Source organism: Lonepinella sp. MS14434 (assembly GCF_042468235.1).
Taxonomy (GTDB): Bacteria; Pseudomonadota; Gammaproteobacteria; order Enterobacterales; family Pasteurellaceae; genus Lonepinella.
In genome coordinates this window covers 1,428,266-1,452,835 of record NZ_CP170386.1, presented here as the reverse complement: position 1 = coordinate 1,452,835, position 24,570 = coordinate 1,428,266, and the positions used below count along the sequence as shown (strand labels likewise).

19 protein-coding genes, 2 pseudogenes and 1 CRISPR repeat array are annotated in these 24,570 nt (G+C 42.7%); of the genes and pseudogenes, 9 read left to right on the top strand and 12 right to left on the bottom strand.

What is annotated here, in order from left to right; translation table 11 throughout:
- Positions 1-8 precede the first annotated feature (8 nt).
- From cas5c to cas2, 7 genes and pseudogenes are all read left to right on the top strand, one after another.
- On the top strand, positions 9-728 hold the full coding sequence (gene cas5c, locus O1Q79_RS07000) for a type I-C CRISPR-associated protein Cas5c (RefSeq protein WP_386691269.1): 720 nt from the start codon (positions 9-11) through the stop codon (positions 726-728).
- Entirely contained in the window at positions 725-2,707 is a 1,983-nt protein-coding gene (gene cas8c, locus O1Q79_RS06995; protein ID WP_386691267.1) for a type I-C CRISPR-associated protein Cas8c/Csd1, read from the top strand. Before cas5c ends, cas8c begins: the two co-directional genes overlap by 4 nt.
- A 19-nt stretch (positions 2,708-2,726) precedes the next feature.
- Positions 2,727-3,566, top strand: coding sequence for a type I-C CRISPR-associated protein Cas7/Csd2 (gene cas7c / locus O1Q79_RS06990; RefSeq protein WP_386691265.1), 840 nt, complete (start codon positions 2,727-2,729; stop codon positions 3,564-3,566).
- 34 nt (positions 3,567-3,600) lie between these two features.
- Positions 3,601-4,230: a CRISPR-associated protein Cas4 gene (gene cas4, locus O1Q79_RS06985; protein ID WP_386691263.1), complete on the top strand. Its 630-nt coding sequence runs from the start codon at positions 3,601-3,603 to the stop codon at positions 4,228-4,230.
- A gap of 26 nt (positions 4,231-4,256) precedes the next feature.
- Positions 4,257-5,291, top strand: coding sequence for a hypothetical protein (locus O1Q79_RS06980; RefSeq protein ID WP_386691261.1), 1,035 nt, complete (start codon positions 4,257-4,259; stop codon positions 5,289-5,291).
- 2 nt (positions 5,292-5,293) lie between these two features.
- Positions 5,294-6,306: pseudogene (gene cas1c / locus O1Q79_RS06975) on the top strand (type I-C CRISPR-associated endonuclease Cas1c).
- Positions 6,307-6,356: 50 nt separating this feature from the next.
- Positions 6,357-6,650: pseudogene (gene cas2 / locus O1Q79_RS06970) on the top strand (CRISPR-associated endonuclease Cas2).
- A 187-nt stretch (positions 6,651-6,837) separates the two neighbouring features.
- A CRISPR array of direct repeats spans positions 6,838-9,456; the repeat unit is 32 nt; unit sequence GCAGCCGCCTACGGGCGGCTGTGTGTTGAAAC.
- Between the two features lie 135 nt (positions 9,457-9,591).
- Here the strand turns inward: cas2 and O1Q79_RS06965 are convergent.
- Both O1Q79_RS06965 and cysS read right to left on the bottom strand, forming a co-directional pair.
- The gene (locus O1Q79_RS06965) at positions 9,592-11,142 is read right to left on the bottom strand and encodes a subtype B tannase (protein WP_386691259.1); all 1,551 of its coding nucleotides are present in this window, start codon (positions 11,140-11,142) and stop codon (positions 9,592-9,594) included.
- Between the two features lie 136 nt (positions 11,143-11,278).
- Positions 11,279-12,658, bottom strand: coding sequence for a cysteine--tRNA ligase (gene cysS, locus O1Q79_RS06960; protein ID WP_386691257.1), 1,380 nt, complete (start codon positions 12,656-12,658; stop codon positions 11,279-11,281).
- Between the two features lie 103 nt (positions 12,659-12,761).
- Here cysS and O1Q79_RS06955 point away from each other — a divergent pair, with 103 nt between their 5' ends.
- Positions 12,762-13,274 (top strand): peptidylprolyl isomerase, encoded by a 513-nt coding sequence (locus O1Q79_RS06955; protein ID WP_386687457.1) that lies wholly within the window; start codon positions 12,762-12,764, stop codon positions 13,272-13,274.
- 121 nt (positions 13,275-13,395) lie between these two features.
- Complete coding sequence (locus O1Q79_RS06950; RefSeq protein ID WP_386691255.1) at positions 13,396-14,187, top strand: TatD family hydrolase; 792 nt, start codon at positions 13,396-13,398, stop codon at positions 14,185-14,187.
- Positions 14,188-14,219: 32 nt separating this feature from the next.
- Here the strand turns inward: O1Q79_RS06950 and ispH are convergent, their stop codons facing one another.
- The 10 genes from ispH to O1Q79_RS06900 all read right to left on the bottom strand — a co-directional run bounded on the left by ispH (position 14,220) and on the right by O1Q79_RS06900 (position 24,450).
- Positions 14,220-15,164 (bottom strand): 4-hydroxy-3-methylbut-2-enyl diphosphate reductase, encoded by a 945-nt coding sequence (gene ispH / locus O1Q79_RS06945; protein ID WP_386691253.1) that lies wholly within the window; start codon positions 15,162-15,164, stop codon positions 14,220-14,222.
- On the bottom strand, positions 15,161-15,664 hold the full coding sequence (gene lspA / locus O1Q79_RS06940; protein ID WP_386691251.1) for a signal peptidase II: 504 nt from the start codon (positions 15,662-15,664) through the stop codon (positions 15,161-15,163). Before lspA ends, ispH begins: the two co-directional genes overlap by 4 nt.
- A 304-nt stretch (positions 15,665-15,968) precedes the next feature.
- On the bottom strand, positions 15,969-18,773 hold the full coding sequence (gene ileS / locus O1Q79_RS06935; RefSeq protein ID WP_386691249.1) for an isoleucine--tRNA ligase: 2,805 nt from the start codon (positions 18,771-18,773) through the stop codon (positions 15,969-15,971).
- 106 nt (positions 18,774-18,879) lie between these two features.
- A complete protein-coding gene (gene tadA / locus O1Q79_RS06930; RefSeq protein WP_386687387.1) occupies positions 18,880-19,380 on the bottom strand; it encodes a tRNA adenosine(34) deaminase TadA in 501 nt (166 codons plus the stop codon).
- A 122-nt stretch (positions 19,381-19,502) separates the two neighbouring features.
- Positions 19,503-20,354 carry a thymidylate synthase gene (locus tag O1Q79_RS06925; RefSeq protein ID WP_386691247.1) on the bottom strand — a complete coding sequence of 284 codons (852 nt, stop codon included), beginning with the start codon at positions 20,352-20,354 and terminating at the stop codon, positions 19,503-19,505.
- A 10-nt stretch (positions 20,355-20,364) separates the two neighbouring features.
- Positions 20,365-21,192, bottom strand: coding sequence for a prolipoprotein diacylglyceryl transferase (gene lgt, locus O1Q79_RS06920; RefSeq protein ID WP_386691244.1), 828 nt, complete (start codon positions 21,190-21,192; stop codon positions 20,365-20,367).
- Between the two features lie 15 nt (positions 21,193-21,207).
- The gene (locus tag O1Q79_RS06915; protein WP_386691241.1) at positions 21,208-21,999 is read right to left on the bottom strand and encodes a sulfite exporter TauE/SafE family protein; all 792 of its coding nucleotides are present in this window, start codon (positions 21,997-21,999) and stop codon (positions 21,208-21,210) included.
- A 1-nt stretch (position 22,000) separates the two neighbouring features.
- A complete protein-coding gene (rppH, locus tag O1Q79_RS06910) occupies positions 22,001-22,615 on the bottom strand; it encodes an RNA pyrophosphohydrolase (protein WP_386691238.1) in 615 nt (204 codons plus the stop codon).
- A 575-nt stretch (positions 22,616-23,190) separates the two neighbouring features.
- Positions 23,191-24,027: a class II glutamine amidotransferase gene (locus O1Q79_RS06905; protein WP_386691235.1), complete on the bottom strand. Its 837-nt coding sequence runs from the start codon at positions 24,025-24,027 to the stop codon at positions 23,191-23,193.
- 129 nt (positions 24,028-24,156) lie between these two features.
- Complete coding sequence (locus tag O1Q79_RS06900) at positions 24,157-24,450, bottom strand: YfcZ/YiiS family protein (RefSeq protein ID WP_386691233.1); 294 nt, start codon at positions 24,448-24,450, stop codon at positions 24,157-24,159.
- Between the last annotated feature and the right edge of the window lie 120 nt (positions 24,451-24,570).

The following is a 24,570-nucleotide window of genomic DNA, read 5'->3' as shown; positions in this document are numbered from 1 at the left end:
GGAGAATTATGAGCAGTACAATCAAATTTCGTGTATGGGGAAAACAAGCCTTGTTTACCGATCCCGTCACCAAAATCGGTGGCGAAAAATTCAGCTATCAGGTGCCGACTTATGAAGCGGTCAAAGGTATCGTCAAAAGCATTTACTGGAAACCCACCTTGATTTGGCACATTGACCGTATCCGTGTGATGAAACCAATTCGCACGCAAAGTAAATCAACCAAACCGCTGGATTGGAATGGTGGTAACACGCTAGCGATTTATACTTTTCTGCAAGATGTGGAATATCAGGTTGAAGCACATTTCGAGTGGAACGAGCATTGGGAAGAGCTGAAAGTCGACCGTAATTTGGGCAAACATATTTCCATTGCCGAACGGATGTTGGAACGTGGCGGGCGGCAGGATATCTTTCTCGGCACGCGTGATTGCCAAGGCTATGTCGAACCTTGCGAGTTTGGTAGCGGTACAAGTTTCTATGATGACATTGATAATCTTGATTTTGGGCTAATGTTCCACAGTTTTGGCTATCCTGAAGAAACGGGCAAACATGAGCTGGTCAGCCGTTTTTGGCGGGCAAATATGCAGAACGGCATCATTGAATTTCCACGCATTGATGATACGGGCAACCTGAAAACCCGCTTTATCCGTGCTATGCAGCCTGAAAAACCGTTTAAACGCGGTGAAAATGTAAAACCGGTGGAAGATGAAGCTAAGGAGTTGGGATTATGAGCTGGATGCAGAAGTTGTATCAGACATATGAAGCTGTGTCGGGGCAGGATTTTGGTGGTGATGACGAGTCGCTAACCCCCGTTGGACATACTATGCAAAATGCCCATATTGCCATCGTGTTAAACGAACGGGGCGAGTTTCAGACGGCACGAGTGATGCCGCCGAAAACAGCGATCATGCTGCCAGCCACCGAGTCATCTGAAAACCGCACCAGCGGTGAAGCACCGCACCCATTGGCGGATAAGATCCAATATGTTGCGAAAGATTATGCCAATTACGGAGGTAGCAAAAAAGCCTATTTTGACGGGTATTACAAGCAATTGCAGATGTGGTGCGAGTCAGCATTCAAGCACCCGAAAGTGCAGGCTGTGTTGGATTATGTCGGCAAAGGCACATTGGTTGCTGATTTGTTGAATGTAGGCGTTTTCCAATTGGATTCAGACGGCAAGGTATTGAATAAATGGGAAGCCGATGGCGAAGCACCTCTGATTTTTTCCGTATTGCCCAAAACTAAAGGCGAAATTGAATTTGGTTCGGCATTGGTATGCTGGTGTGTGGAAATCGCGGGCAACGTGCAAAGTGAAACATGGACGGATAAAACGGTGCAACAGTCGTGGATAGACTATATCGGCAGCAGTGTGGCACAACAAGGTTTTTGCTTGGTGCAAGGCAATGATGCGGCGGTTGCCACCATGCATCCTGCCAAACTTCGCCATACGGGCGACAAAGCTAAATTGATTTCTTCCAACGATACCGCTGGTTACACCTTTCGCGGTCGTTTTGAAACCGCCGAAGAAGCGGCCAGCGTGTCGGCAGAAGTATCCGCCAAAGCACATAGCGCCTTGCGCTGGTTAATTTCCCGCCAAGGTATCCGCAACGGCGATCAGGTAACCGTTGCTTGGGCAATCAGCGGTAAAGAAATCCCGTCGCCAATGAAAGACGCTTTTGATGAAATCGATTGGGATAATCTGGATACAAGTGCGGTTGAAAATGAAGCCGAAATCGATATGCCGTCTGAAGACAAAAGCAGTATCGATTGGTCGGTCAATATCGGACGGCAGGTCGCTGCCATCATCAAGAAAAAGTTACATGGCTATCGGGCAGATTTGAAGGAAAACGAACAGATTTCCCTGCTGATGTTGGATTCCGCCACGCCGGGACGTATGGCATTGACCTATTATCAAGAATTTTTGCCCACCGACTATTTCGCCAATTTGGATGTGTGGCTTGACGATTTTTCCTGGTATCAATGCCACAGCATTGATAGGTCAAACGGTAAAAAACCAGAAACCCTGTGGGCGGTGGTGCCGCCGTCACCGTTTGCCATTAGCCATGCCGTTTACGGGAAGTCTTTGAGCGATACCTTGAAAAAACAGCTATATGCCCGTTTGCTGCCTGTTATTGCCGGCGGAAAAAATGTGCCGATTCCCTTTGATTTAGTGCAGCAAAGCTTTCAGGCTGCCTGTAATCCCAACGGCTATGAGCCATGGGAATGGCAACGCAATATCGGTGTCGCCTGCGCTTTATATAAAGGCTGGCGCGCCCGTCATTCTGATTCATCACAACGGAGAACTTATGATATGAGTTTAGATACCCAAAACCGCTCGCGCGATTATTTGTACGGCAGACTGCTGGCAGTTGCCGAAAATATCGAATCTTACGCACTTTACTTGGCAGAAGAAAAACGTGCCACTACCGCCGAACGCTATATGCAGCGTTTTGCCGAACATCCGTTTGCCACTTGGCGCAATATTGAATTGGCATTGAAACCTTATCAAGACCGCCTGCGTAGTCGTGGCAAAGATACAGGTACGCAAGCCATCGGTGAAATCATGGAATTGTTCCAACATAATGATTTTACCTGTGATAATAGGTTAAGCGGTGAGTTTTTGCTTGGTTATCATTGCCAAAAAATGGAACTGACACGCCAAATTACCGAACGAAAAGCTGCCAAACAACAGAAAACCGAAACCAATTAAACTTTTATGGAGATAAAAAATGTCTTTAAGTAAAAAAATCGACTTTGCCCTGATTATCAGTGTTAAAAACGCCAACCCCAACGGCGACCCCCTAAACGGCAACCGTCCGCGAGCCGACTTTGCCGGTTTCGGCGAAATGACTGATGTCTGCCTGAAACGCAAAATCCGCGACCGCCTGCAAGACAGCGGTGAAAGCATTTTTGTGCAATCCGATGAAAAGAAAACCGACGGCATGACCAGTCTTGCCAACCGTGCCAAAGATAAAACAGTCGGCTTGGGTGCGGAGGCTTTCGGCAAGAAAGCCGATAAAGACGAAACAGCTCAACAAGCCTGTAAAAAATGGCTGGACGTGCGCAGTTTCGGGCAAGTATTCGCCTTTGGTAAAAGCGATGATGGTGCAGGCGTTTCCATTGCCGTACGCGGTCCCGTTACCATTCAATCCGCATTCAGCGTAGAACCGGTAAATATTACCAGCATGCAGATTACCAAAAGCGTCAGTGGCGAGGGTGACGGCAGCAAACGCGGTTCAGACACCATGGGCATGAAACACCGTGTGGATAGCGGCATTTATGTCGCATTCGGTGCCATGTCGCCGCAACTGGCAGAGCGTACGGAATTTTCCGATGAAGACGCTGCAAAAATCAAAAAAGTATTAAGCAAACTGTTTGAGGGTGATGCTTCTTCCGCCCGTCCCGAAGGCAGTATGCAGGTGCTGAAACTGATTTGGTGGGAGCACAACTGCAAAGCAGGGCAGTATTCTTCCGCCAAAGTACACGGCAGCCTGAAAGTCAATGCGGACGGCAGTTATACATTGGACCATCTTGAAGGATTAACGCCTGAAGAAATTGATGGTTTCTAAAATACCTGCCGAAGCATTGCCAAGCAACAGTCAAATGAGAGGCGGAGAGCATGAAGCAATCATCGTACAGCTTTCCGCTCTGCAACACTACGCTTTCTGCCCGCGTCAATGTGCGTTGATTCACAACGAACAGGCGTGGGCGGAGAACATTTTGACTGCACAGGGGCGGGTGTTGCACGAGCGGGTGGATGCGGGTGAGCCGGAAACACGCAAGGGTGTGCGTTTTGAACGCAGCGTGCATGTGTCGGCGGAAAAATTGGGGGTATCGGGCGTATTGGATATGGTGGAACATGATTTGGCTTCAGGCAGCTTGAAACCTGTGGAATACAAACGCGGCAAGCCCAAAACCGAGCCGTTTGACGAAATCCAGCTTTGCGCCCAAGCCTTGTGTTTGGAGGAAATGACCGGGCAGGCGGTAACAGAGGGTGCATTGTGGTACGGGCAAACCCGCCACCGCGTGCCAATCGTGTTTTCAGACGGCATCAGACAACAAACGCTGGACATCATTGCCACAGTACGCAAACTGCTGCAAAACGGCACCACCCCGCCACCCGAATACGGCAAACGCTGCAAAGCCTGTTCGTTGTTGGATTTGTGCCAGCCGAAGTTGTTGGAGAGGGATAGGTCAAAGCGGTATGTGGTGGGGTTGTTTGAATCGAACTGAAATTTAATTTGGATAGGGTAATATTTATGATTAAAAATGATTTTTATCAATATGAAAAAAGCATGAAAGATCGTCCCCATGTTGTTTTGTTAGGAGCAGGAGCAACAATGGCTTCAATTCCTAATGGAGATAAAAATGGCAAAAAATCTTCTGTAATGAATAATTTTATTAAAACATTAGGAATGACATCGCTACTAGAGCAAGTAAATTTACAAACTAATAGTGATAATTTGGAAGATATTTATACAGAACTACATGAGCGATCTGATTGCAAAGAAATACGCGAAAAATTGGATTCAAAAATCAGAGAATATTTTTTAGAATTGGAAATTCCTGATGAACCTAATATTTATGATTTTATTTTGCTTTCTTTGCGGAAAAAGGATTTGGTTGCAACATTTAACTGGGATCCTTTGCTCTTACAGGCGTATCAACGTGTTTATCGTATAACAAGAGATTTGCCTGACTTGGCTTTTTTACATGGAAACGTGCTGGTTGGATATTGCTCAGATCATAAATTCGGCGGGATGATTGATGATTGTTGCAGAGAATGTGGTAAGCCTTTTCAGCCTAGTAGGTTATTATATCCAATACGTCATAAAAATTATGCAGAAGATCCATTTACTCAGAATAATTGGGATAGAGTAAGAAGAGCTTTTAAAAAGGCTTATTTAGTAACTGTATTTGGATATAGTGCACCAAAAATGGACGCAGAAGCTATTGCTCTTTTAAAAGAGTATTGGGGGGAGATTGAAGATAGAAATTTTGAAGATTTTGAATTTATCGATATTCGGTTAGAAGATGAATTGATAAATAGCTGGTCTGATTTTGTTCACACCCATCATTATTCTGTTGTTGATAATTTCTTTAAATCTAGTTTAGCTCATTTTCCAAGAAGAACAACAATTGAATTATTTGATCGAACTATGAATTGCAGATTCACTGAATCAAAATCAGGTAAGCAGTTTCGTCAAAATATGGACTGGCAAGATGTTGAAAAAGTAGTTAATAATTTATTGACGGAAGAATGGGATAATGATGGTGGTATCTTGACTGTTTAATTATGAGAAAACTCCAAAACACCCTATACATCACCACGCAGGGAACCTATCTGCATAAAGAATGCGAAACCTTGGTGGTGGAGCAGGAGCGTAAAAAGGTGGCGCAGTTACCGGTGCATTCCATCGGGCATATTTTTTGTTTCGGCAATGTGCTGGTGTCGCCGTTTTTAATGGGTTTTTGCGGTGAGAATAATGTCAATCTGGCGTTTTTTACCGAGCAGGGGCGTTATTTGGGACGGTTGCAGGGGCGGCAGAGTGGTAATATTTTGCTGCGACGGGCGCAGTATCGGCTGTCGGAAAGCAATCCCGTGCCGATTGCACGGCATATTATTGCGGCAAAGATTCAGGCGAGTAAGCGGGTATTGCAGCGGTATCTGCGCAATTACGGCGACAATTCGGCGGTGCAGGCGGCGGTTGTCGGTTTGAACAGCGGTTTGCAGCAGTTGAAACACGCACAGGATTTGGAGCGGGTACGCGGGATTGAGGGCGAGGCGGAGCACGTTATTTCAGTGTGTTTCAATATCTGATTGCGGAGAAAAGCGGTTTTGCTTTTGACGGACGCAACCGCCGTCCGCCGCGTGACGGGGTGAATGCGCTGCTTTCTTTTTTATACAGTATTTTGGGCAGGGACATCAGCGGCGCGCTGCAAGGGGTGGGCTTGGATCCGCAGGCGGGTTTTTTGCATGCCGACCGCCCGGGACGCGATAGTTTGGCACAGGATATTTTGGAGGAGTTCCGTGCGTGGTGGGCGGACAGGCTGGCGTTGAGCCTGATTAACCGCGGGCAGATTAAACCGCAGGATTTTGTCAGTGAGAGCAGCGGTGCGGTAACGCTGAAAGCTGAGGCGCGCAAGCTGTTGTTTCAGAGTCTGCAAGCGAAAAAGCAGGAGAAGATTGTGCATCCGTTTTTGCAGAAAGAGGTGGAAATCGGGCTGCTGCCATATATTCAGGCGATGCTGCTTGCCCGCCATTTGCGCGGCGATTTGGCGGAATATCCGCCGTTTTTGGTGCGTTAAGTGCTGCAAAGTGCGGTCGGAATTTTGCGTGTTTGGGGAGAGGGCGATTTATGCTGATGTTGATTACTTATGATGTGTCTTTTGAAACGGCGGGCGGGGAGCGCCGCTTGCGCCGTATTGCCAAACATTGCTTGGATTACGGCGTGCGGGCGCAATATTCGGTGTTTGAATGCGATGTTACGCCTGATCAGTGGGTGGTATTAAAAGCGAAACTGCTGGATACGTATGACCCCGAATGCGACAGTCTGCGCTTCTACCATCTCGGCAGCAAATGACGGCATAAGGTGGAGCATCACGGAGCCAAAGCGGCGGCGGATGTTTTTAAGGATACGCTGATTGTGTGATCGCTAACCCATGGTTCTCATCAAAACAGTGGGAGGTTGGCGATTTGGTTTGTTCTTTAAAAATCAGGAAATTAGATAGTATGATGTAGTGAAAAAGTTATGTTATACTTATTTTACACTCTCATCGGGAACGGTTAGCGAATCAGGGCTGTGAAAGCCTTGTGTAGCAAGGGTTCCCAAAGAGGGTGCAGCCGCCTACGGGCGGCTGTGTGTTGAAACACTTTATCACTAAGTACTATCGTGTAAAAGACGATGCAGCCGCCTACGGGCGGCTGTGTGTTGAAACATTAGAGTAAAGTTACTAAATAATATCTATATATGCAGCCGCCTACGGGCGGCTGTGTGTTGAAACATCAAAAGGGTAACTATACCGATATAGTAGAATACGCAGCCGCCTACGGGCGGCTGTGTGTTGAAACTACGTTAAAGTAGAAGGTGGTAAAGAAATCAAAAGCAGCCGCCTACGGGCGGCTGTGTGTTGAAACGTTTTGATACATTAGCATTTGAGACTAGTTGTGTGCAGCCGCCTACGGGCGGCTGTGTGTTGAAACTACGATATTAGTGAATCTGGCGTAGTGGATCATGGCAGCCGCCTACGGGCGGCTGTGTGTTGAAACACGATAGCATCAATATCTATAAAGGCGATTACTACGCAGCCGCCTACGGGCGGCTGTGTGTTGAAACACCTATACGGATAGGATAGATAGCTGGTACTGCGCAGCCGCCTACGGGCGGCTGTGTGTTGAAACACTTTAAACAAACTGAAGGTAGTATTAATGATAGGCAGCCGCCTACGGGCGGCTGTGTGTTGAAACCTCTAGGATAAACTTAGGTAACGCGTATACGGTAGCAGCCGCCTACGGGCGGCTGTGTGTTGAAACAACCAATATCCAGAAAAAGTTTTGGATAACTGGACGCAGCCGCCTACGGGCGGCTGTGTGTTGAAACAGCTAATATAGCCGAAGATCCAGCCACTACTACGCAGCCGCCTACGGGCGGCTGTGTGTTGAAACTTCTGCATTGCACGATTTAATGGTCGGCATTCCGGCAGCCGCCTACGGGCGGCTGTGTGTTGAAACAGAGATTTGCTCCTGAATTATATCTTTCTGAAAAGCAGCCGCCTACGGGCGGCTGTGTGTTGAAACATCTTTAGACATGATGGATTTATCGTCCATAACTGCAGCCGCCTACGGGCGGCTGTGTGTTGAAACTTAGCTATACTTAAGAATGAAGTAACTAGAGACTAGCAGCCGCCTACGGGCGGCTGTGTGTTGAAACTCCTATGTATTGGTTGATATACGTACATATACCAGGCAGCCGCCTACGGGCGGCTGTGTGTTGAAACAAGATGGCTGAGTTACTAGATGTGTCTAGTTTAGGCAGCCGCCTACGGGCGGCTGTGTGTTGAAACTTCTAGGTTGTCTACGATAGTAGTGCTACGATCTAGCAGCCGCCTACGGGCGGCTGTGTGTTGAAACAGTCACATCGCCATAGGTCTTACCCTTAAACGAACGCAGCCGCCTACGGGCGGCTGTGTGTTGAAACTCTCGCCTTGTCACTAATCCATTGAGTTTTTTGGCAGCCGCCTACGGGCGGCTGTGTGTTGAAACACCTTTTGCGTTTTGGCATCCCACAAGGTGCGTGGCAGCCGCCTACGGGCGGCTGTGTGTTGAAACGAAAATAGTAGTTATGATAAATCCTGGTATAATAAGCAGCCGCCTACGGGCGGCTGTGTGTTGAAACAATATGTCTACAGAATCATTTAGAAAACAATGGGGCAGCCGCCTACGGGCGGCTGTGTGTTGAAACCGATATGTGCTATATCGTCATGGACTTTAGTTAAGGCAGCCGCCTACGGGCGGCTGTGTGTTGAAACTAAGGTAACACCTAATTTATAATTCTTATTAGGGTGCAGCCGCCTACGGGCGGCTGTGTGTTGAAACAGGCGGGAAGATTAAGGAAGTTTAGCTTTAAAAAGGCAGCCGCCTACGGGCGGCTGTGTGTTGAAACTAGTATAAGCTTTATACTTAGTATTATAAATGATAGGCAGCCGCCTACGGGCGGCTGTGTGTTGAAACATAAACCATAAAAGCCCCTTATTGTGTAAGCCTAGCGCAGCCGCCTACGGGCGGCTGTGTGTTGAAACTCATCTTGCACCCACAAGAATAAAAATGGGGATGCAGCCGCCTACGGGCGGCTGTGTGTTGAAACGGTTGGGTCGCTGTTGTATACGTTGGCTCGGGAGGCAGCCGCCTACGGGCGGCTGTGTGTTGAAACGCCATTATCCGCTTTGCTGAATGCCCGACAGGGAGCAGCCGCCTACGGGCGGCTGTGTGTTGAAACTTTTCCTGATTTAGCCATTCGTTTGCCTTGGGGAAAGCAGCCGCCTACGGGCGGCTGTGTGTTGAAACAGCATATTACAAGCCATGTGAAAGAAAAAGCACGTGCAGCCGCCTACGGGCGGCTGTGTGTTGAAACAGTGTAGGGACGGATAATTCTCCCGTCATTTTGGCAGCCGCCTACGGGCGGCTGTGTGTTGAAACTTGATAACTCGTGGTTGGTTGGATAACCGAACGGCAGCCGCCTACGGGCGGCTGTGTGTTGAAACTCACTTTCCGCAATGGAAAATTGGTAGTTATCGCGCAGCCGCCTACGGGCGGCTGTGTGTTGAAACCCCGCACCGCTCAAAACTGGGGTAAAATGTACCGGCAGCCGCACACGGGTGGCTGTGTGTTGAAACATTGCTTTATAACAAGGTATTGATACTACTAAAGGTAGCTGTCCACGGGTGGCTGAGTGTTGAAACGACGAATTACAAGCTCACGGTATCATTGATAGCTACAGCCACCCGAGGGTGGCTGTATATTTAAACTTTAACACAGAGATTGATTCAATGGTTGTTTTAGCAACTACCTACAGTTGGATATTTGTATTAACAAAATTATCTAGCAATCTTATCCACCCAATCAAATAATTCATCTAGATCATAATCACCAGCGTGTCCTACCCCCCAAGGTAAAGCATAATCCACATTTTTACCTGACATTTTGAGCTTCACGAATAACATTGCTGAAATAGCGTGAGAAGTGTCGTAATCTTCTGATCCTACACGAATACGCCAGTGTTGAGCCGCTTTATCGTTATCCGTATAATTCATCGCATTGAGTAATTTGATGTTTTCATCTTTAGCCATGCCGCCTTTTACGGTACTATTTTTTAGGCTGTAAGGGGTGAAATGTAAGGTTTGTACTGTTTCTGTACCAAATTCATCATTTTCGCCTGAACTTAAATCTAAGGCATCGAAAGCTGGTGGTGATTTCATGCGAGCTTTGTTGGTGACAAATTCCGTTAAATTCACCGCACTTACGATGCCATTTGCGTAGCTTAATCCTTTATATTTTTCTACAAAGGCTTTTTTCTCATCGGTATTCAAACCACTTAATGTTTGGTTAGCCGATAGCACTAACGCATTTTCCACGTAAGTACGGAAAGAACCGTTTCCGTCTTTATCTAAGGTTAAAGCATTACCTTTTTCATCTTTTAACTGCAAGCTATTCAAATAATCAGGGAATTGGGCTTTTAAATCATTGGAAATTTTAATTTCATCTGCACTAAGTTCCCCCTCAATCGTGGCTTGCTTCATTGAACGATCGTTAAAGGTTTTTGCGTTAAGTTTGCTCATATCCATACGACTATAATGATGTAAACCATTAAATTCCCATTCGTAAGCCGTATCTGCATTTTCTAAATTGGTAATTGGGCAGTAAGCGGATACAGCAAAAATGGCATCACTGGCGTTAACTGCTCCCATTTCTTTTAATAATTTTGCGTAATCCACACTGTCGCCACTAGCCCCGAGTAACGCCGACATTGCTCCACCCGCACTGGTGCCGTTAGAAATAATTTTATTGGCATCACCGACCATTTTGTCATCATTAGCATGTAAATAACGTACTGCGGCTTTTAAATCTAAGATAACGGCAGGTGCTTTACCTGTATAGGTGTTTCCCTGTTTTAATGTGCGTCCTCTAGCTCCCACGCTGGCAACCACATAACCACGTTCAAGTGCGGTGAGAATTGTACTAGTTTTTCCACCCATACCTGATTGACTCGCGGCAGCTGCAATAGCTGGCATATAGCCACCGATCGCATTAGGTAAGAAAATTGGAGCAGTTTTTGCGTTGTAACCGTTGATTTCACCGTTCTGGTAATATTCTTCAGGTACGTAGAAATTTAAGGTTTGATATTCTGGTTCAACTGGATTAGCTACATAAACGATTTTTTCATAGGCACGATAAGTAATTTTTTTACCATTTACTTCGGTGGTTACTGTGGTGTAATTTTTGTCATTAAAATCAAGACTATAACCATTCTCAGTTTTGTTTGCATAAGGCAAATCGGCTAAAGGATTTTTGTTCATTGGTGGTGCTGCCAATACTTGAGAGGCTAAACCAGCAGCTAAAAGTGCGGTGCTAATTTTTGATAATTTCATTTTTTTCTCCAACTAAAAATATAACGGAATAAGTCGATTATCGTTATTTTGTGTTATGGTACAAGTACCGTTTTGGTATGTTGCTTATACCATCTTCTTAAGATGCTATTTCGACTTTGTTCGGTAACATAAGTTCTTATGCTTTTCGCCATGTCGTACCAGCAGCACTATCTTCCAGAATAATTCCCATTGCGGTTAATTGATTTCTCGCATTATCTGCGGTTGCCCAGTCTTTTGCTGCTCGAGCCTCATTGCGTTGTTTGATTAAGGCTTCAATTTTTACTACATCATCATTTGCATTATTACCTTGCAAAAAGATTTCAGGATCCTGTTGTAATAAACCTAATACATCAGCCAGTTGTTTTAGTCGAGTGGCAAGTTGGTTGGCTTTTTCCCGATCTTCTGCTTTTAATTTATTGATTTCACGGGCTAATTCGAATAATACCGCTAATGCACCTGGGGTATTAAAATCATCATTCATAGCTTCTTTGAATGTGGTAACATATTGATCTTCTGCATCAATCTCAACATTCACATCACAACCACGTAATGACGTGTAAAGACGTTCTAACGCTTTGCGAGCCAAACCAATGTTTTCTTCGCTATAGTCTAATAGGCTGCGATATTGTGCGGTTAGAAAGAAATAACGCACGCTTTCGCTGTCGTATTTATTTAAAATATCCCGAATGGTAAAGAAATTATTGAGAGATTTTGACATTTTTTCTTCGTTAATCGTCAACATACCTGTGTGCAACCAATAATTTACGTAATCGCCATCGTGAGCGCAGCAGGATTGAGCGATTTCATTTTCGTGATGTGGAAACATTAAATCTGATCCACCACCATGAATATCAAAATGATTGCCGAGTTCTTTACTGTTCATGGCGGAACATTCAATATGCCAACCAGGGCGACCTTTACCCCAAGGGCTATCCCAACTTGGTTCGTTCGGTTTAGACATTTTCCACAATACAAAATCCATTGGATTACGTTTCACCGATTTAATTTCAACCCTTGCTCCTGCCTGTAATTGTTCTAAATTTTGACGAGATAAACGACCATAGTTTTGGTAGCTTCCTACATCAAACATGACATCACCGTCTTCGGCAATATAGGCATGTTTACGATCAAGCAGGCTTTGTACCATGGCAATAATTTCGTTGATATGTTGGGTCGCTCGTGGCTCGACATCTGGGCGTAAAATAGCCAACGCATCAAAATCTTGGTGCATTTCGTTAATCATACGATCGACTAATTCATCGCATGTTTCGTGATTTTCTAACGCACGTTTAATGATCTTATCATCTACATCGGTGATATTACGTACATAACGCACGTTATAACCAAGGTAACGCAAATAACGCACAATAACATCAAAAGACACAAAAGTGCGACCATGTCCAAAATGGCATAAATCGTAAACCGTTACGCCACAGACATACATACCGATTTGATTCGGATTAATAGGTTTAAAGGGTTCTTTTTCTCTGGTTAGGGTATTGAAAATTTTTAACATATTAAATTCCAGTGCCGATATTTTAGGTTAAACATAGCATTAACCCCACTTTTATGGAATAATGCCAAGCTATAATCTTAGCTATTTTTATAAGGAAAACACAATGATTACATTACACACCAATTTTGGAGACATCAAAATTGCATTAGATTTTGATAAAGCACCAATCACCGCAAAAAATTTTGAAGATTATTGTAAATCAGGTTTCTATAATAACACAATTTTCCATCGTGTTATTGATGGATTTATGATTCAAGGCGGTGGTATGGAAAGTGGTTTACGTGAAAAAGCCACCAATGCACCAATCAAAAACGAAGCAAATAATGGTTTAAGCAATAAACGAGGCACTATTGCCATGGCTCGTACCAGCGATCCACATTCTGCTACTGCACAATTTTTTATTAATGTAGCAGATAATACTTTCTTGGATTATCGTTCGAAACAAATGTTTGAGAAAGAAGTGGTGCAAGAATGGGGTTATACGGTGTTTGGCGAAGTGGTTGATGGCATGGACGTAGTGGATAAAATCAAAGGCGTTAAAACAGGCAACGCTGGTTTTCACCAAGATGTACCGAAAGAAGATGTAGTGATTATTTCGGTGACGGTTTCCGCCTAGCACTGACGTACTAGGTTAAGCATGGTAATGATGCTCCGCATCTTATGTGGATTATCGCCCCAGAGGGGCATGATTTGTATAACCCCGTACGTAAGTGCGGGGTAGGCAAAATAGATAAAATATGTTTTTTGACACCCACACCCATCTTGATTATTTACAACAAACCACAGGCGAAACGCTGGAAAAATTAGTGCAGAACGCCCAACAGGCAGACGTGCAAAAAATCCTGATTGTGGCAGTATCACAGCAGAATTTTAAAATTATCGAAAAAATCACCGCACTTTATCCCAATCAGCTTTATTATGGGTTGGGATTACATCCGTTGTATATTCAACAGCATACTCAGCAAGATTTAGAACAATTAAATCGATGCTTAATCAATCGATCAGCAAATTTAACCTCGGTGGCTGAAATTGGATTAGAACGAGCTATTCCAGCATTATTAACTAATGCGCTCTGGCAAAAACAAGGCGATTTTTTAGACGCTCAATTACAATTAGCTAAACAATATGATTTACCCGTGAATTTGCATAGTCGTCAATCCCACGATCAACTATATCCTTTTTTAAAACGGATTCAACTGAAAGAGTGCGGTGTGATTCATGGCTTTTCTGGCAGTTATGAGCAAGCTAAACGCTTTGTGGATTTGGGCTATAAAATTGGCGTAGGTGGGACTATTACTTATCAACGAGCCAATAAAACACGTCAAACGATAGCAAAATTGCCACTGGATAGTTTGTTATTAGAAACTGATTCGCCCGATATGCCAGTGTATGGTTTTCAAGGTCAACCAAATCGACCTGAGCGAGTGGAGCAAGTGTTTGAACATTTATGCTCATTAAGAAAAGAAAGTCCTGAGCTTATTCAGTACACAATTTGGCAAAATTCAGTAAAATTATTTGGGCATCAATAACAATCCACACGTTTTACGTGCAGATTGTTATTCTAATTCACTTCCTTAATCCGCAGCTCTTTAGGCACTTCAAAAACTGTATTTTCTTCACAGCCCTGTAGTTCTTCCACTTCGCTTACACCTAGTTCTTTCAAACGGCTAATCACCGATTGGACTAATACTTCGGGTGCAGAAGCACCTGCTGTTAATCCGATGGTTTCAACATCTTTTAACCATTCAGGATCAATATCGGTCGCATCGTCAAGCAATTTTGCTGGGGTTCCCATTCTATTAGATAACTCAGCTAAACGGTTTGAGTTAGATGAATTTTTGGAACCAACCACAATCACCAAATCTGATTGTCTCGCTAAATCTCGTACTGCTTGCTGACGGTTAGTGGTTGCATAACAAATATCATTTTTACGTGGACCCTGAATACTCGGATATTTTTGTTTTAAAGCATCAATGACATCTGCCGTATCGTCAATCGACAACGTAGTTTGGGTCATAAAGGTTAGATCTTCGTCATCACGCAATTTAAGTTTAGTAATATCTTCCACATCTTCAACAAGGAAAATCCCACCATCATCATTGTTATATTGTCCCATAGTACCTTGTACTTCAGGATGCCCTTGATGCCCGATTAAAATAGCTTTAGTCCCTTTTTTACTGGCTCGTGCCACTTGCATGTGGACTTTGGTGACTAAAGGACAGGTCGCATCAAACACTTTTAATTCACGCTCTTTGGCTTCTTGTCGCACGGCTTGTGAGACACCGTGCGCGGAAAAAATCACAATCGCTCCATCTGGTACTTCACTCAATTCTTCCACAAAGATAGCACCTCGGTCGCGTAACCCATTGACCACAAAGCGGTTATGTACCACTTCGTGACGTACATAAATCGGTGCGCCATGAATTTCTAACGCAAGTTCAACAATACTAATCGCCCGGTCAACGCCCGCACAAAATCCTCTTGGGTTGGCTAAAATGATTTTCACGCTTTTTTCTCACTCTTTTTATTTTCGCCATTCTTTAAGGCATCCAGTACCAACAACCCTGCCCCCACACAGATAGCAATATCCGCCACATTAAACACGGGATAATGCCAATCTTGCCAATAAAAATCCAAAAAATCGACCACGAAACCGTGATACATGCGATCCACCATATTACCTAATGCTCCGCCAATAATCAGGGCATAAGCAGAATTTTGTAACTTTTGAAGTGCGGTGTTTTTTTGCAGAAAATAAATTAATATGGCAGAAATGGTTAATGCTAGCCCAATAAAAAAGTATTTTTGCCAACCACTGTGATCGGCTAAAAAACTAAACGCTGCCCCTGTGTTGCGGGCGTAGGTTAGGTTAAAAATTGGGAGTATGTTGATGCTTTCGTAGAGTTGGAAATTTTCTACGATGATGTATTTGGTCGCAAGATCGGCGATAAAGGCGATCAGGGAGAGATAGAGGTAATGTAAGCCGTTTTTGTTTTGTTTTAACATAATTATTTAGGTTTTAATTAAAATCGGATTTCGCCGATGGCGACTTACTTTTTCTTTGCTCGTGCAAAGCAAAAGTAAGCAAAAAGAAACACGCCCCGACTTCACCGCTTTTCTTGGCTTGGTTGAAATTTTTTTAACGGTAAAATCGCAACTCGCTACGTTCAAACATGGCGATTTTACCTAAAAATTTCAAGTCGCCAAGGCGCTTCAGACGGGGACCCCGTTACATCCGTATCTGTTATATTTACTACGAAAATTACGCCCATTATCCCCTCTCCCTATGGGAGAGGGTTAGGGTTTTCACCTATGCAAATTTTCTCACTTCGCCGTTGCCGTTGACGTTTTCTTCGCAGCGTGAACAGAGGGTGTTTTCTGTCGGGCTGTCGGAATAGTGCCAGCAGCGTGGGCATTTGTGGTTAGCGGAACGAATGACTTTGATTGCCAAGCCTTTTACTTCGCCCTCAGCGACATCGGCTGTTGCCAATGGTTTAACATCTGCTTTTGAAGTAATCGTTACGAAACGTAATTCATTGCCGAGTTTTGCAAGTAAACGTGCGTATTCTTCATTGGCAAAAATCGTCACTTCTGCTTCCAAGCCACCGCCGATTATTTTGTCGTTACGGGCAGTTTCTAACACTCGGTTGATTTCATCACGCACTGTTAAAATTTGTTGCCAGTAAGCGTCATCAAATTGTTCATTTGAGTCTAACGCAAATAAGCCGTCATAAAATTCTTCGGTAAATACAAATTCGCTGCGTTCACCTGGAATATAGTGCCAGATTTCATCGGCAGTAAAGGATAAAATCGGGGCAATCCAACGCACTAAGGCTTCGGCAATATGCCATAAAGCGGTCTGACAGCTACGGCGGGCAAGACTGTCCGCTTTGGTGGTGTATTGACGGTCTTTGATAATATCCAAATAGAATGAACCCATTTCGATCGAACAGAATTTCATCAAACGTTGCACCACGGCATGGAATTGATAGTTGTCATAATTGTCTTTAATTTCATTTTGCGCCTGCAAGGCACAATCCACTGCCCAACGGTCTAAAGAAATCATGTCTTCAGGTTTGACTAAATCCCGTGTTGGATCAAAACCGTTTAAGTTTGCCAATAAAAAACGAGCGGTGTTGCGAATACGGCGATAGCTGTCGGCAGCACGTTTTAAAATCTCATCAGAAACGGTCATTTCACCTGTGTAATCAGTAGAAGCCACCCAAAGACGTAAAATATCACCACCGAATTTGTCCATCACCTGTTGTGGGGTGACAATATTCCCGATAGATTTCGACATCTTGCGACCTTGACCGTCCACCGTGAAACCGTGCGTCAACACTTGTTTATACGGGGCTTTGTTATCCGTGGCGGTCGAAAGCATTAAAGACGACATAAACCAACCGCGGTGTTGATCCGAGCCTTCAAGATACATATCAGGCTCATTACCGTGAAATTCTGGACGGAACGGTGCGACCGAAGAATAGGTTGATCCAGAATCAAACCACACATCAAGGGTATCAGGTACTTTGTGATAATTTGCTGCATCGTCACCAAGCAGGTCTTTTGGATCGAGATCCCACCAAGCCTGAATGCCTTTTTGTTCCACCAATTTTGCTACTTGCTCAATTAATTCTTGGGTACGTGGATGCAATTGTTCGGTTTCGTTATGAATAAATAACGCCACTGGCACACCCCAAGTACGTTGACGTGAGATACACCAGTCTGGGCGGTTTTCCACCATTTTTTCAATACGGGCTTGCCCCCAATCTGGAATCCAACGTACTTTTTTGATTTCACTTAACGCCTGTTGACGTAATCCTTTCACTTCCATACCGATAAACCATTGTGGTGTCGCACGGAAAATCACAGGGGTTTTGTGTCGCCAACAATGCGGATAGCTGTGACGGATTTTTTCCAATTTGAGTAACGCACCAACTTCTTCTAATTTTTCCAGCACTTTGCCGTTAGCTTCAAACACGCCAAGCCCTGCAAAAAATTCAGTCGTGCTAATAAATTTACCGTCATTACCGACCAAACCTGCCATACCAATATCATATTGACGGGCGATTACATAGTCGTCCTGACCATGATCGGGAGCGGTATGCACCAGCCCCGTACCGCCGTCAAGGGTAACGTGTTCGCCTAAAATAAACGGCACTTGGTAAGCATAAAACGGGTGATTGAATGGCAATAGTTCAAGCTCTGAACCTTTGGCGGAACCCAACACTTTCCAATTTTCTATCCCAATGGCTTTCGCCACAGATTCGACCAACTCTTTGGCGAGAATCAAACGTTCGTCACCGAATTGCACTACTTGATAGTCAAATTCTGCATTCAACGCAATAGCTTTATTGGATGGAATGGTCCAAGGGGTCGTCGTCCAAATCACCGCTGATAATTTGCCTGAGCCTTTTTCGCTCAAATTAAAGGCTTTTTCCACCGCACTTTCATCGGCGGCTTGGAATTTCACATAAATAGATGGTGAGGTTTTATCTTCATATTCCACTTCCGCTTCGGAAAGCGAAGAGGCACAATCCAAACACCAATACACAGGTTTTGCCCCTTTGTACAAATGCCCGTTCGCCACCGCTTTACCGAAAGCACGGATAATATTGGCTTCGGTAGTAAAGTTCATGGTTAAATAAGGATTATCCCAATCGCCAATTACGCCCAAACGGATAAAATCTTTTTTCTGCCCTTCCACCTGTTCACGGGCGTATTTACGACATTCTTCACGAAATTCTGCCGCCGTCACTTTTTGATTCGGCTTACCCACTAAGGCTTCTACTTTTAACTCAATCGGCAAACCATGACAGTCCCAACCAGGGATATAAGGCGAATCATAACCCAAAGAGGTTTTGGATTTGACAATCATATCCTTTAAGATTTTATTCACCGCATGCCCGATATGAATCGTCCCGTTGGCATAGGGAGGGCCATCATGCAAAATAAAGGTTTTTTTGCCTTTGCCCGCTTGACGGATTTTGCCGTAAAGATTCTTATCGTACCAATTTTTTAACATGGCTGGTTCACGCTTCGCCAAATCCCCACGCATTGGAAAACCTGTTTCAGGCAGGTTTAAGGTATTTTTGTAATCAACTTGTTCTGACATATTTTTACCAATTTATAAATTTAAATAAAAGAGATCGTATTAATCTAAAATTAACACACAGGAATGCACGCATTATACGCTGAAATGATGGAATATTAAAGGCAGATTAACGTATTGATTGGGTTAATTTTTGCTGTTTCTTCTGCTCACGTCGTTGTCTAAAAAAATCACTCAATTTTTCACCGCACTTTTCCGCTAAAATCCCCCCTGTAATTTCTAAAACATGGTTCATTTTATAATCATCAAAGAAATGAAAACGTGATCCTACTGCTCCCGTTTTGTAATCATAAGCTCCAAAAACGAGGCGTTTAATGCGACTATGTAAAATAGCTCCTGCACACATGGTACAAGGCTCTAAGGTAACATAGAGAGTTGTATTTAATAAACGATAATTTTGGATAGTTTCCGCCCCCTGACGCAATGCGATTATTTCGGCATGAGCGGTGGGATCGTTGTTGGTAATGGATTGATTCCAGCCCTCACCGATGATGTGGTTATTTTCATCTACTAAAACGGCACCAATGGGAATTTCACCTGCCTCTTGAGCTTTTTGAGCAAGTGTTAGGGCGTGGGTGATGAAGTGTTGGTCGAGTTCAGTTTGGGTCATAATATTTTTCACCCTGCACTCTCGTACAGGGTTACGCAATTAACGATGCTCCGCATCTTATCTATCATCTCGCTACGGAGTAGCGATATCATACTTAACCTAGTACGTCAGTGCTAGGAATGTTAAACACTAAACGGATACTTAATCGGCTCATGACACTCATACCCCACCACATTAAAATCATCCATCGTCACCCAAGTTTCCAAATCTTCAAGACTTTTAATATCAGGATTAATCTCTAATTTCGGCGATGGAAACGGTTCACGTTTTAACTGCACATCACGCATCAACGCTAGCTGATCTTCATAAATATGGGCATTCACAATTTTGTGATAGGCACGACCCGCTTTTTTGCCCGTAATCTGTGCCATTAACGCCAAGAAAGTAAATACTTGAATTTGATTAAAATTTAAGCCTAATGGCACATCACAAGAACGCTGATAACTGGTTAAATAAAGCGTGTCGCCCAATAAAGAAAAGGTATGATTGTACATACAAGGGCGTAAACAACCGAGATCAATTTCACCAGGATTGAGGAACGTTAATATCTCACCACGATCATCAATACCTTTGCTCAAATGATTGACGATTTTACGCAACTGATCGACGGTTTCGCCGTTCGGCTTTTGCCAACGTCTTCCTTGTACACCGTAAACCCGTCCCATATCGTCTGTACCTTTACGGTTCGGATTATTTAACCATGCTTGATTTTCATTGGCATTAGCGTCCCAAGTTTTTGCTCCCAGTTTGCGAAAATCGGCGGCATTATCATAACCGCGGATATAACCTAAAAATTCTGCAATGGCAGCTTTCCAATAACTTTTTCGGGTGGTAATAATCGGAAATTGATTATTCGCTACATCATATTCCAGATCGGCATTGATTACGGTTAAACAACGTTTTCCTGTTCGCTCGTTCTCAATCCAAGTTCCTTCATTAATAATGCGTTGGCATAAATTTAAATATTGTTGCATACAAAATTCCTTATTTTTTAACCGCACTTTTCACCGAATGAGAACGGCGATATGCCCAAACCATAATAGCAATTCCACCAATAATCATAGGTAAAGAAAGTAATTGACCACGGGTAATCAAATCTGTTGTGGAGTTAACGTGATGATCGATTTCTCGCACATATTCCACCAAGAAGCGAAAACAACCATAACCAATTAAAAATAAACCAGAAACTGATCCTGTTGGACGAGGTTTACGAATAAATAAATTTAAAATAGCAAATAACACCACGCCCTCTAAAATAGCTTCATATAATTGAGAGGGGTGCAAGGGAATATCGCCTTGATAACCATAAGGGAACATTGCCCAAGGTACTGTATCCAGATTTTCTACTGGTCGTCCCCAGAGTTCGTTATTGATAAAATTACCTAAACGACCCAAGCCCAAACCAAATGGTACAAGAGGTGCAATTAAATCAGAGGTTTGCCAGAAACTGCGTTTTTGACAGAATGATACCCAAATCATTGCCACAATCACACCGATTAATCCACCGTGAAAAGACATTCCGCCTTCCCAGATCCGAAATAAATATAACGGATCCTGTAGGAATTTATCAAAACTATAGAAAAAAACATCTCCAACTCGACCACCTAAGATCACGCCTGCAAAACAGCTATACAACAGTTGATCAAATTGATCTGTATTCCAATCGCCTTGCGAATGCTTTACTCGTTTCATACCGAGCCAATAAGCAAAACCAAACCCCAATAAATACATAATCCCATACCAATGTAAACTGATAGGACCGAGCGAAAAGGCAATGGGATCAATATAAGGTAAATGAATAAAATCGTGCATAAATTCCTTTTTAAATTAGCTAATGAGCATTTTTAATGCAACAAAAATCAAAAATACCGCAAAACAACGTTTTAACGTAACAACAGGTAAACGGTTCGTCACCATTACCCCTAACTTGGTGGTAAACATAGATGTTAAGGTAATGCCTAATACCGCTGGTAGATAAACATAACCTAACGACCATTCTGGCATACTGTCTAGGTTCCAACCACTTGAAATATAACTTAATGAACCTGAAATAGCCAGTAACATACCACAAAACGAAGATGAACCAATGGCTTGTTTCATTTCATAACCACGAGCATTTAAAAATGGCACAATAAAACCGCCACCACCAATACCAGCAAAACTTGAAGCAATACCAATCAATCCCCCACCAATAATGGCGGATTGCGTCGTTAGCGGTTTATTTTGCATTTTAGATTTGGCTGATAAGATCATTTTGATCGCTAAATACACCACCAAACAAGCAAAAATTTTACTGGAATAGGCTTTGGGTAGCTGGCTGACAAAAAAACTGGCTAAATAGGTTGCTACCATAATAGACGGCGCAAAAACTTTTAAGGATGACCAAATAATATTACCTGATTTATAATGATTATAGGCGGAAGATGCTCCCGTAATAATAATCGTGGTAAATGATGTGCCTAATGCCACCGACATCAGCATATGATCGGGAATACCCATCATAGGCAATAAATACACTAACACCGGCACAATCACTAAACCGCCACCGATACCAAATAAGCCGGCTAAAAAACCGACTACACAGCCCACGATAAGGCAAATTAATAAAAACTCAAGCATCTTAATATCTCCGTTTTTTCTTGGATTTTTGTTGAGATCTATGATAATAAGGGGATCTATTCGGCACGTCTTTTGGCTTATCTGTTGACAGAGCCTGTTCGACTTTTAACTGAGGTATTTTTTGTAACATATCTGGCTTGTGTGAATCAAATAATGCTGAAGCAAACTCTTTCATTGCTTTACGATAGACTTCACGTTTAAAAGACACCACCTGACGCACGGGATACCAAAAACTGACCCAACGCCAACCATCAAATTCAGGGGTCTTACTACAATTCATATCAATCGTATTTTCATCAATCATTAATTGCAATAAAAACCACTTTTGCTTTTGTCCTATGCATATCGGTTTGCTATCATGACGTAATAAGCGTTTCGGCAATTTATAACGTAACCAATGTTTTGAAGAACAAACGATACGCACATCTTTCTTGCTTAACCCCACTTCTTCATACAATTCACGATACATGGCTTGTTCGGGAGTTTCATTATCATTGATCCCCCCTTGCGGAAATTGCCACGAATTTTGTCCGTACCTTTTTGCCCACAGCACTTGTCCATTTTGATTACAAATGACAATGCCAACATTCGGACGGTAGCCATCGGAATCGATCACTATCGTTTACCCTTAATTATTTTGATCTGAAATATAGTGTGGAATTATGGCACAATCTGGGATTTTAGCCAACACTATATGGATTTTTATCTTTATGATGCCTTATTATTACTATTGTGTATAACTCTGTGTATAAATCGGGAAAAACGATTGTATAATGCAAAATAACCCTTTTAAAATATCAACAATATTTTATTAAACAAGGTATTTTTTGATTTTTGTTTAAAGTTTAAACATAAAAAATAATAAAAAAATTACACCGCACTTATCCACAAAACAATGCACAAATTGCCCCTGTATAGTTTTACATAGTTGATGAAATTAAACTCAACCAAGAGGTTTATTCCATCTCACTGTGGATAAAATTGTGACTGATTTAATAATAAAAGAGAAGAACTCTCATCACTTAATTGAGACATGATATTTTATTGTTAATATTCAATGAGATAGAATGATGGGCTAAAGCAAAAGATAAAATCACAAGAAAGTCAATAAGAGCAGCTTATTTTTTAACCATACAATTAACCCTACACTTTTGTGTAGGGTTACTCATGCTATGGCGTAGCTGTACGAGGTTATAAGCAGTCATTCATTACATGATCTCCCAAAGTACCATCATCAACAATAGCTTTTTCAATACCAATAATTTCTTTAACTTTTTCACCATTTTTAAAAAACACAAAACCGCCACTGAGCATTTTGGTCCATTTTTCATCTTTGGTTAATGGAAAAGTGGCAATAATAGTTACTTTATCACCGTCTTTGGCATAATCATTAAAATCAATTACACCTTCATCGTCAATACGCTGAGCTTTGCCAAAAGGGGCTTGGCGAGTAAGATAATGGAGATTTGTAGCACAATGCCCGATCATCCATTCACCATTCGATAGAATAAAATTAAAAGTACCATGTTGGGATAAAAAATCCGTCACTTCTTGCACGGCAGCAAAGATTTCTTGTTCTGCTGGTTTACGGGAAAAACGTTTTTTTAAGAATTCTGCCATATAACAAAATGCGGCTTCGGAATCTGTTGAACCAATCGGTTGGCAAAAACGCCCAGTCATATCCGGTAAATTATGCAAATTACCATTATGCGCAAATACCCAATTTTCACCCCAAATTTCACGAATAAAGGGGTGGGTATTTTCAATATCCACGCTACCTTGCGTTGCTTTACGAATATGTGCAATGACGTTTAATGATTTAATGTTATATTGTTTAACGCAGTCACCAATCGGAGATAATGCGGCAGGACGATTATCCCGAAAAATACGTACTCCCTTGCCCTCAAAAAAAGCGATTCCAAAGCCATCCGAATGACTATCTGTTAAACCTGCACGACGGCGAAAACCCTCAAATGAAAACACAATATCTGTTGGTGTATTGCAATTCATCCCTAATAACTGACACATAATAAAACCTAGAAATAAAAACCCTATAATTAATGCAGATTTAACACGATAATTTGAATATTTACAATATTTTTTGAAAAAATTTTTAGATCAAATTCGCATGAAAAACGGTAAAAAATTATAACAACATCAAATTTTCATCTGAAATAAGATGGCTTCTACTTCACAACAAAAGACAATTTTTAGATGTAGTACAACATTATTTTCTATTGGTTGGATATCACTGTGAATTTCACAAGGCTCACTTTCGACTTGTTTGGCTTTTTGTATGAAATATTGTAAAGCCTGTTCTGCATCTTGTTGAGTCGGAAAATTTTGTGAAATTTGCGTGGCACTTTCAGATCCGTCTAAAAAACTATTGGCTTTAGATTTTGAACCGCAACGGCTAGTTTGTTCAATGCGTTGAATTAAATTACTCGACATATTTTTTCCTTTGTTAAATCGTTTTAGCAGAGTTTATCACTAATATTTTAGGATGTAATATGATTTTTTACTACTGGTCTGAACAGATGGTTTATTGGTAAAAAAGATTGAACTATCTAT

What these genes read in the sequence shown, in the direction of transcription:
- O1Q79_RS06955 (WP_386687457.1), top strand. Translation starts at nt 12,762, where the DNA reads ATGATTACATTACACACCAATTTTGGAGACATCAAAATTGCATTAGAT.
- O1Q79_RS06965 (WP_386691259.1), bottom strand. Translation starts at nt 11,142, where the DNA reads ATGAAATTATCAAAAATTAGCACCGCACTTTTAGCTGCTGGTTTAGCC.
- cas7c (WP_386691265.1), top strand. Translation starts at nt 2,727, where the DNA reads ATGTCTTTAAGTAAAAAAATCGACTTTGCCCTGATTATCAGTGTTAAA.
- cas8c (WP_386691267.1), top strand. Translation starts at nt 725, where the DNA reads ATGAGCTGGATGCAGAAGTTGTATCAGACATATGAAGCTGTGTCGGGG.
- lgt (WP_386691244.1), bottom strand. Translation starts at nt 21,192, where the DNA reads ATGCACGATTTTATTCATTTACCTTATATTGATCCCATTGCCTTTTCG.
- cysS (WP_386691257.1), bottom strand. Translation starts at nt 12,658, where the DNA reads ATGTTAAAAATTTTCAATACCCTAACCAGAGAAAAAGAACCCTTTAAA.
- ileS (WP_386691249.1), bottom strand. Translation starts at nt 18,773, where the DNA reads ATGTCAGAACAAGTTGATTACAAAAATACCTTAAACCTGCCTGAAACA.
- cas5c (WP_386691269.1), top strand. Translation starts at nt 9, where the DNA reads ATGAGCAGTACAATCAAATTTCGTGTATGGGGAAAACAAGCCTTGTTT.
- tadA (WP_386687387.1), bottom strand. Translation starts at nt 19,380, where the DNA reads ATGACCCAAACTGAACTCGACCAACACTTCATCACCCACGCCCTAACA.
- O1Q79_RS06915 (WP_386691241.1), bottom strand. Translation starts at nt 21,999, where the DNA reads ATGCTTGAGTTTTTATTAATTTGCCTTATCGTGGGCTGTGTAGTCGGT.
- O1Q79_RS06980 (WP_386691261.1), top strand. Translation starts at nt 4,257, where the DNA reads ATGATTAAAAATGATTTTTATCAATATGAAAAAAGCATGAAAGATCGT.
- O1Q79_RS06905 (WP_386691235.1), bottom strand. Translation starts at nt 24,027, where the DNA reads ATGTGTCAGTTATTAGGGATGAATTGCAATACACCAACAGATATTGTG.
- O1Q79_RS06925 (WP_386691247.1), bottom strand. Translation starts at nt 20,354, where the DNA reads ATGCAACAATATTTAAATTTATGCCAACGCATTATTAATGAAGGAACT.
- lspA (WP_386691251.1), bottom strand. Translation starts at nt 15,664, where the DNA reads ATGTTAAAACAAAACAAAAACGGCTTACATTACCTCTATCTCTCCCTG.
- O1Q79_RS06950 (WP_386691255.1), top strand. Translation starts at nt 13,396, where the DNA reads ATGTTTTTTGACACCCACACCCATCTTGATTATTTACAACAAACCACA.
- cas4 (WP_386691263.1), top strand. Translation starts at nt 3,601, where the DNA reads ATGAGAGGCGGAGAGCATGAAGCAATCATCGTACAGCTTTCCGCTCTG.
- O1Q79_RS06900 (WP_386691233.1), bottom strand. Translation starts at nt 24,450, where the DNA reads ATGTCGAGTAATTTAATTCAACGCATTGAACAAACTAGCCGTTGCGGT.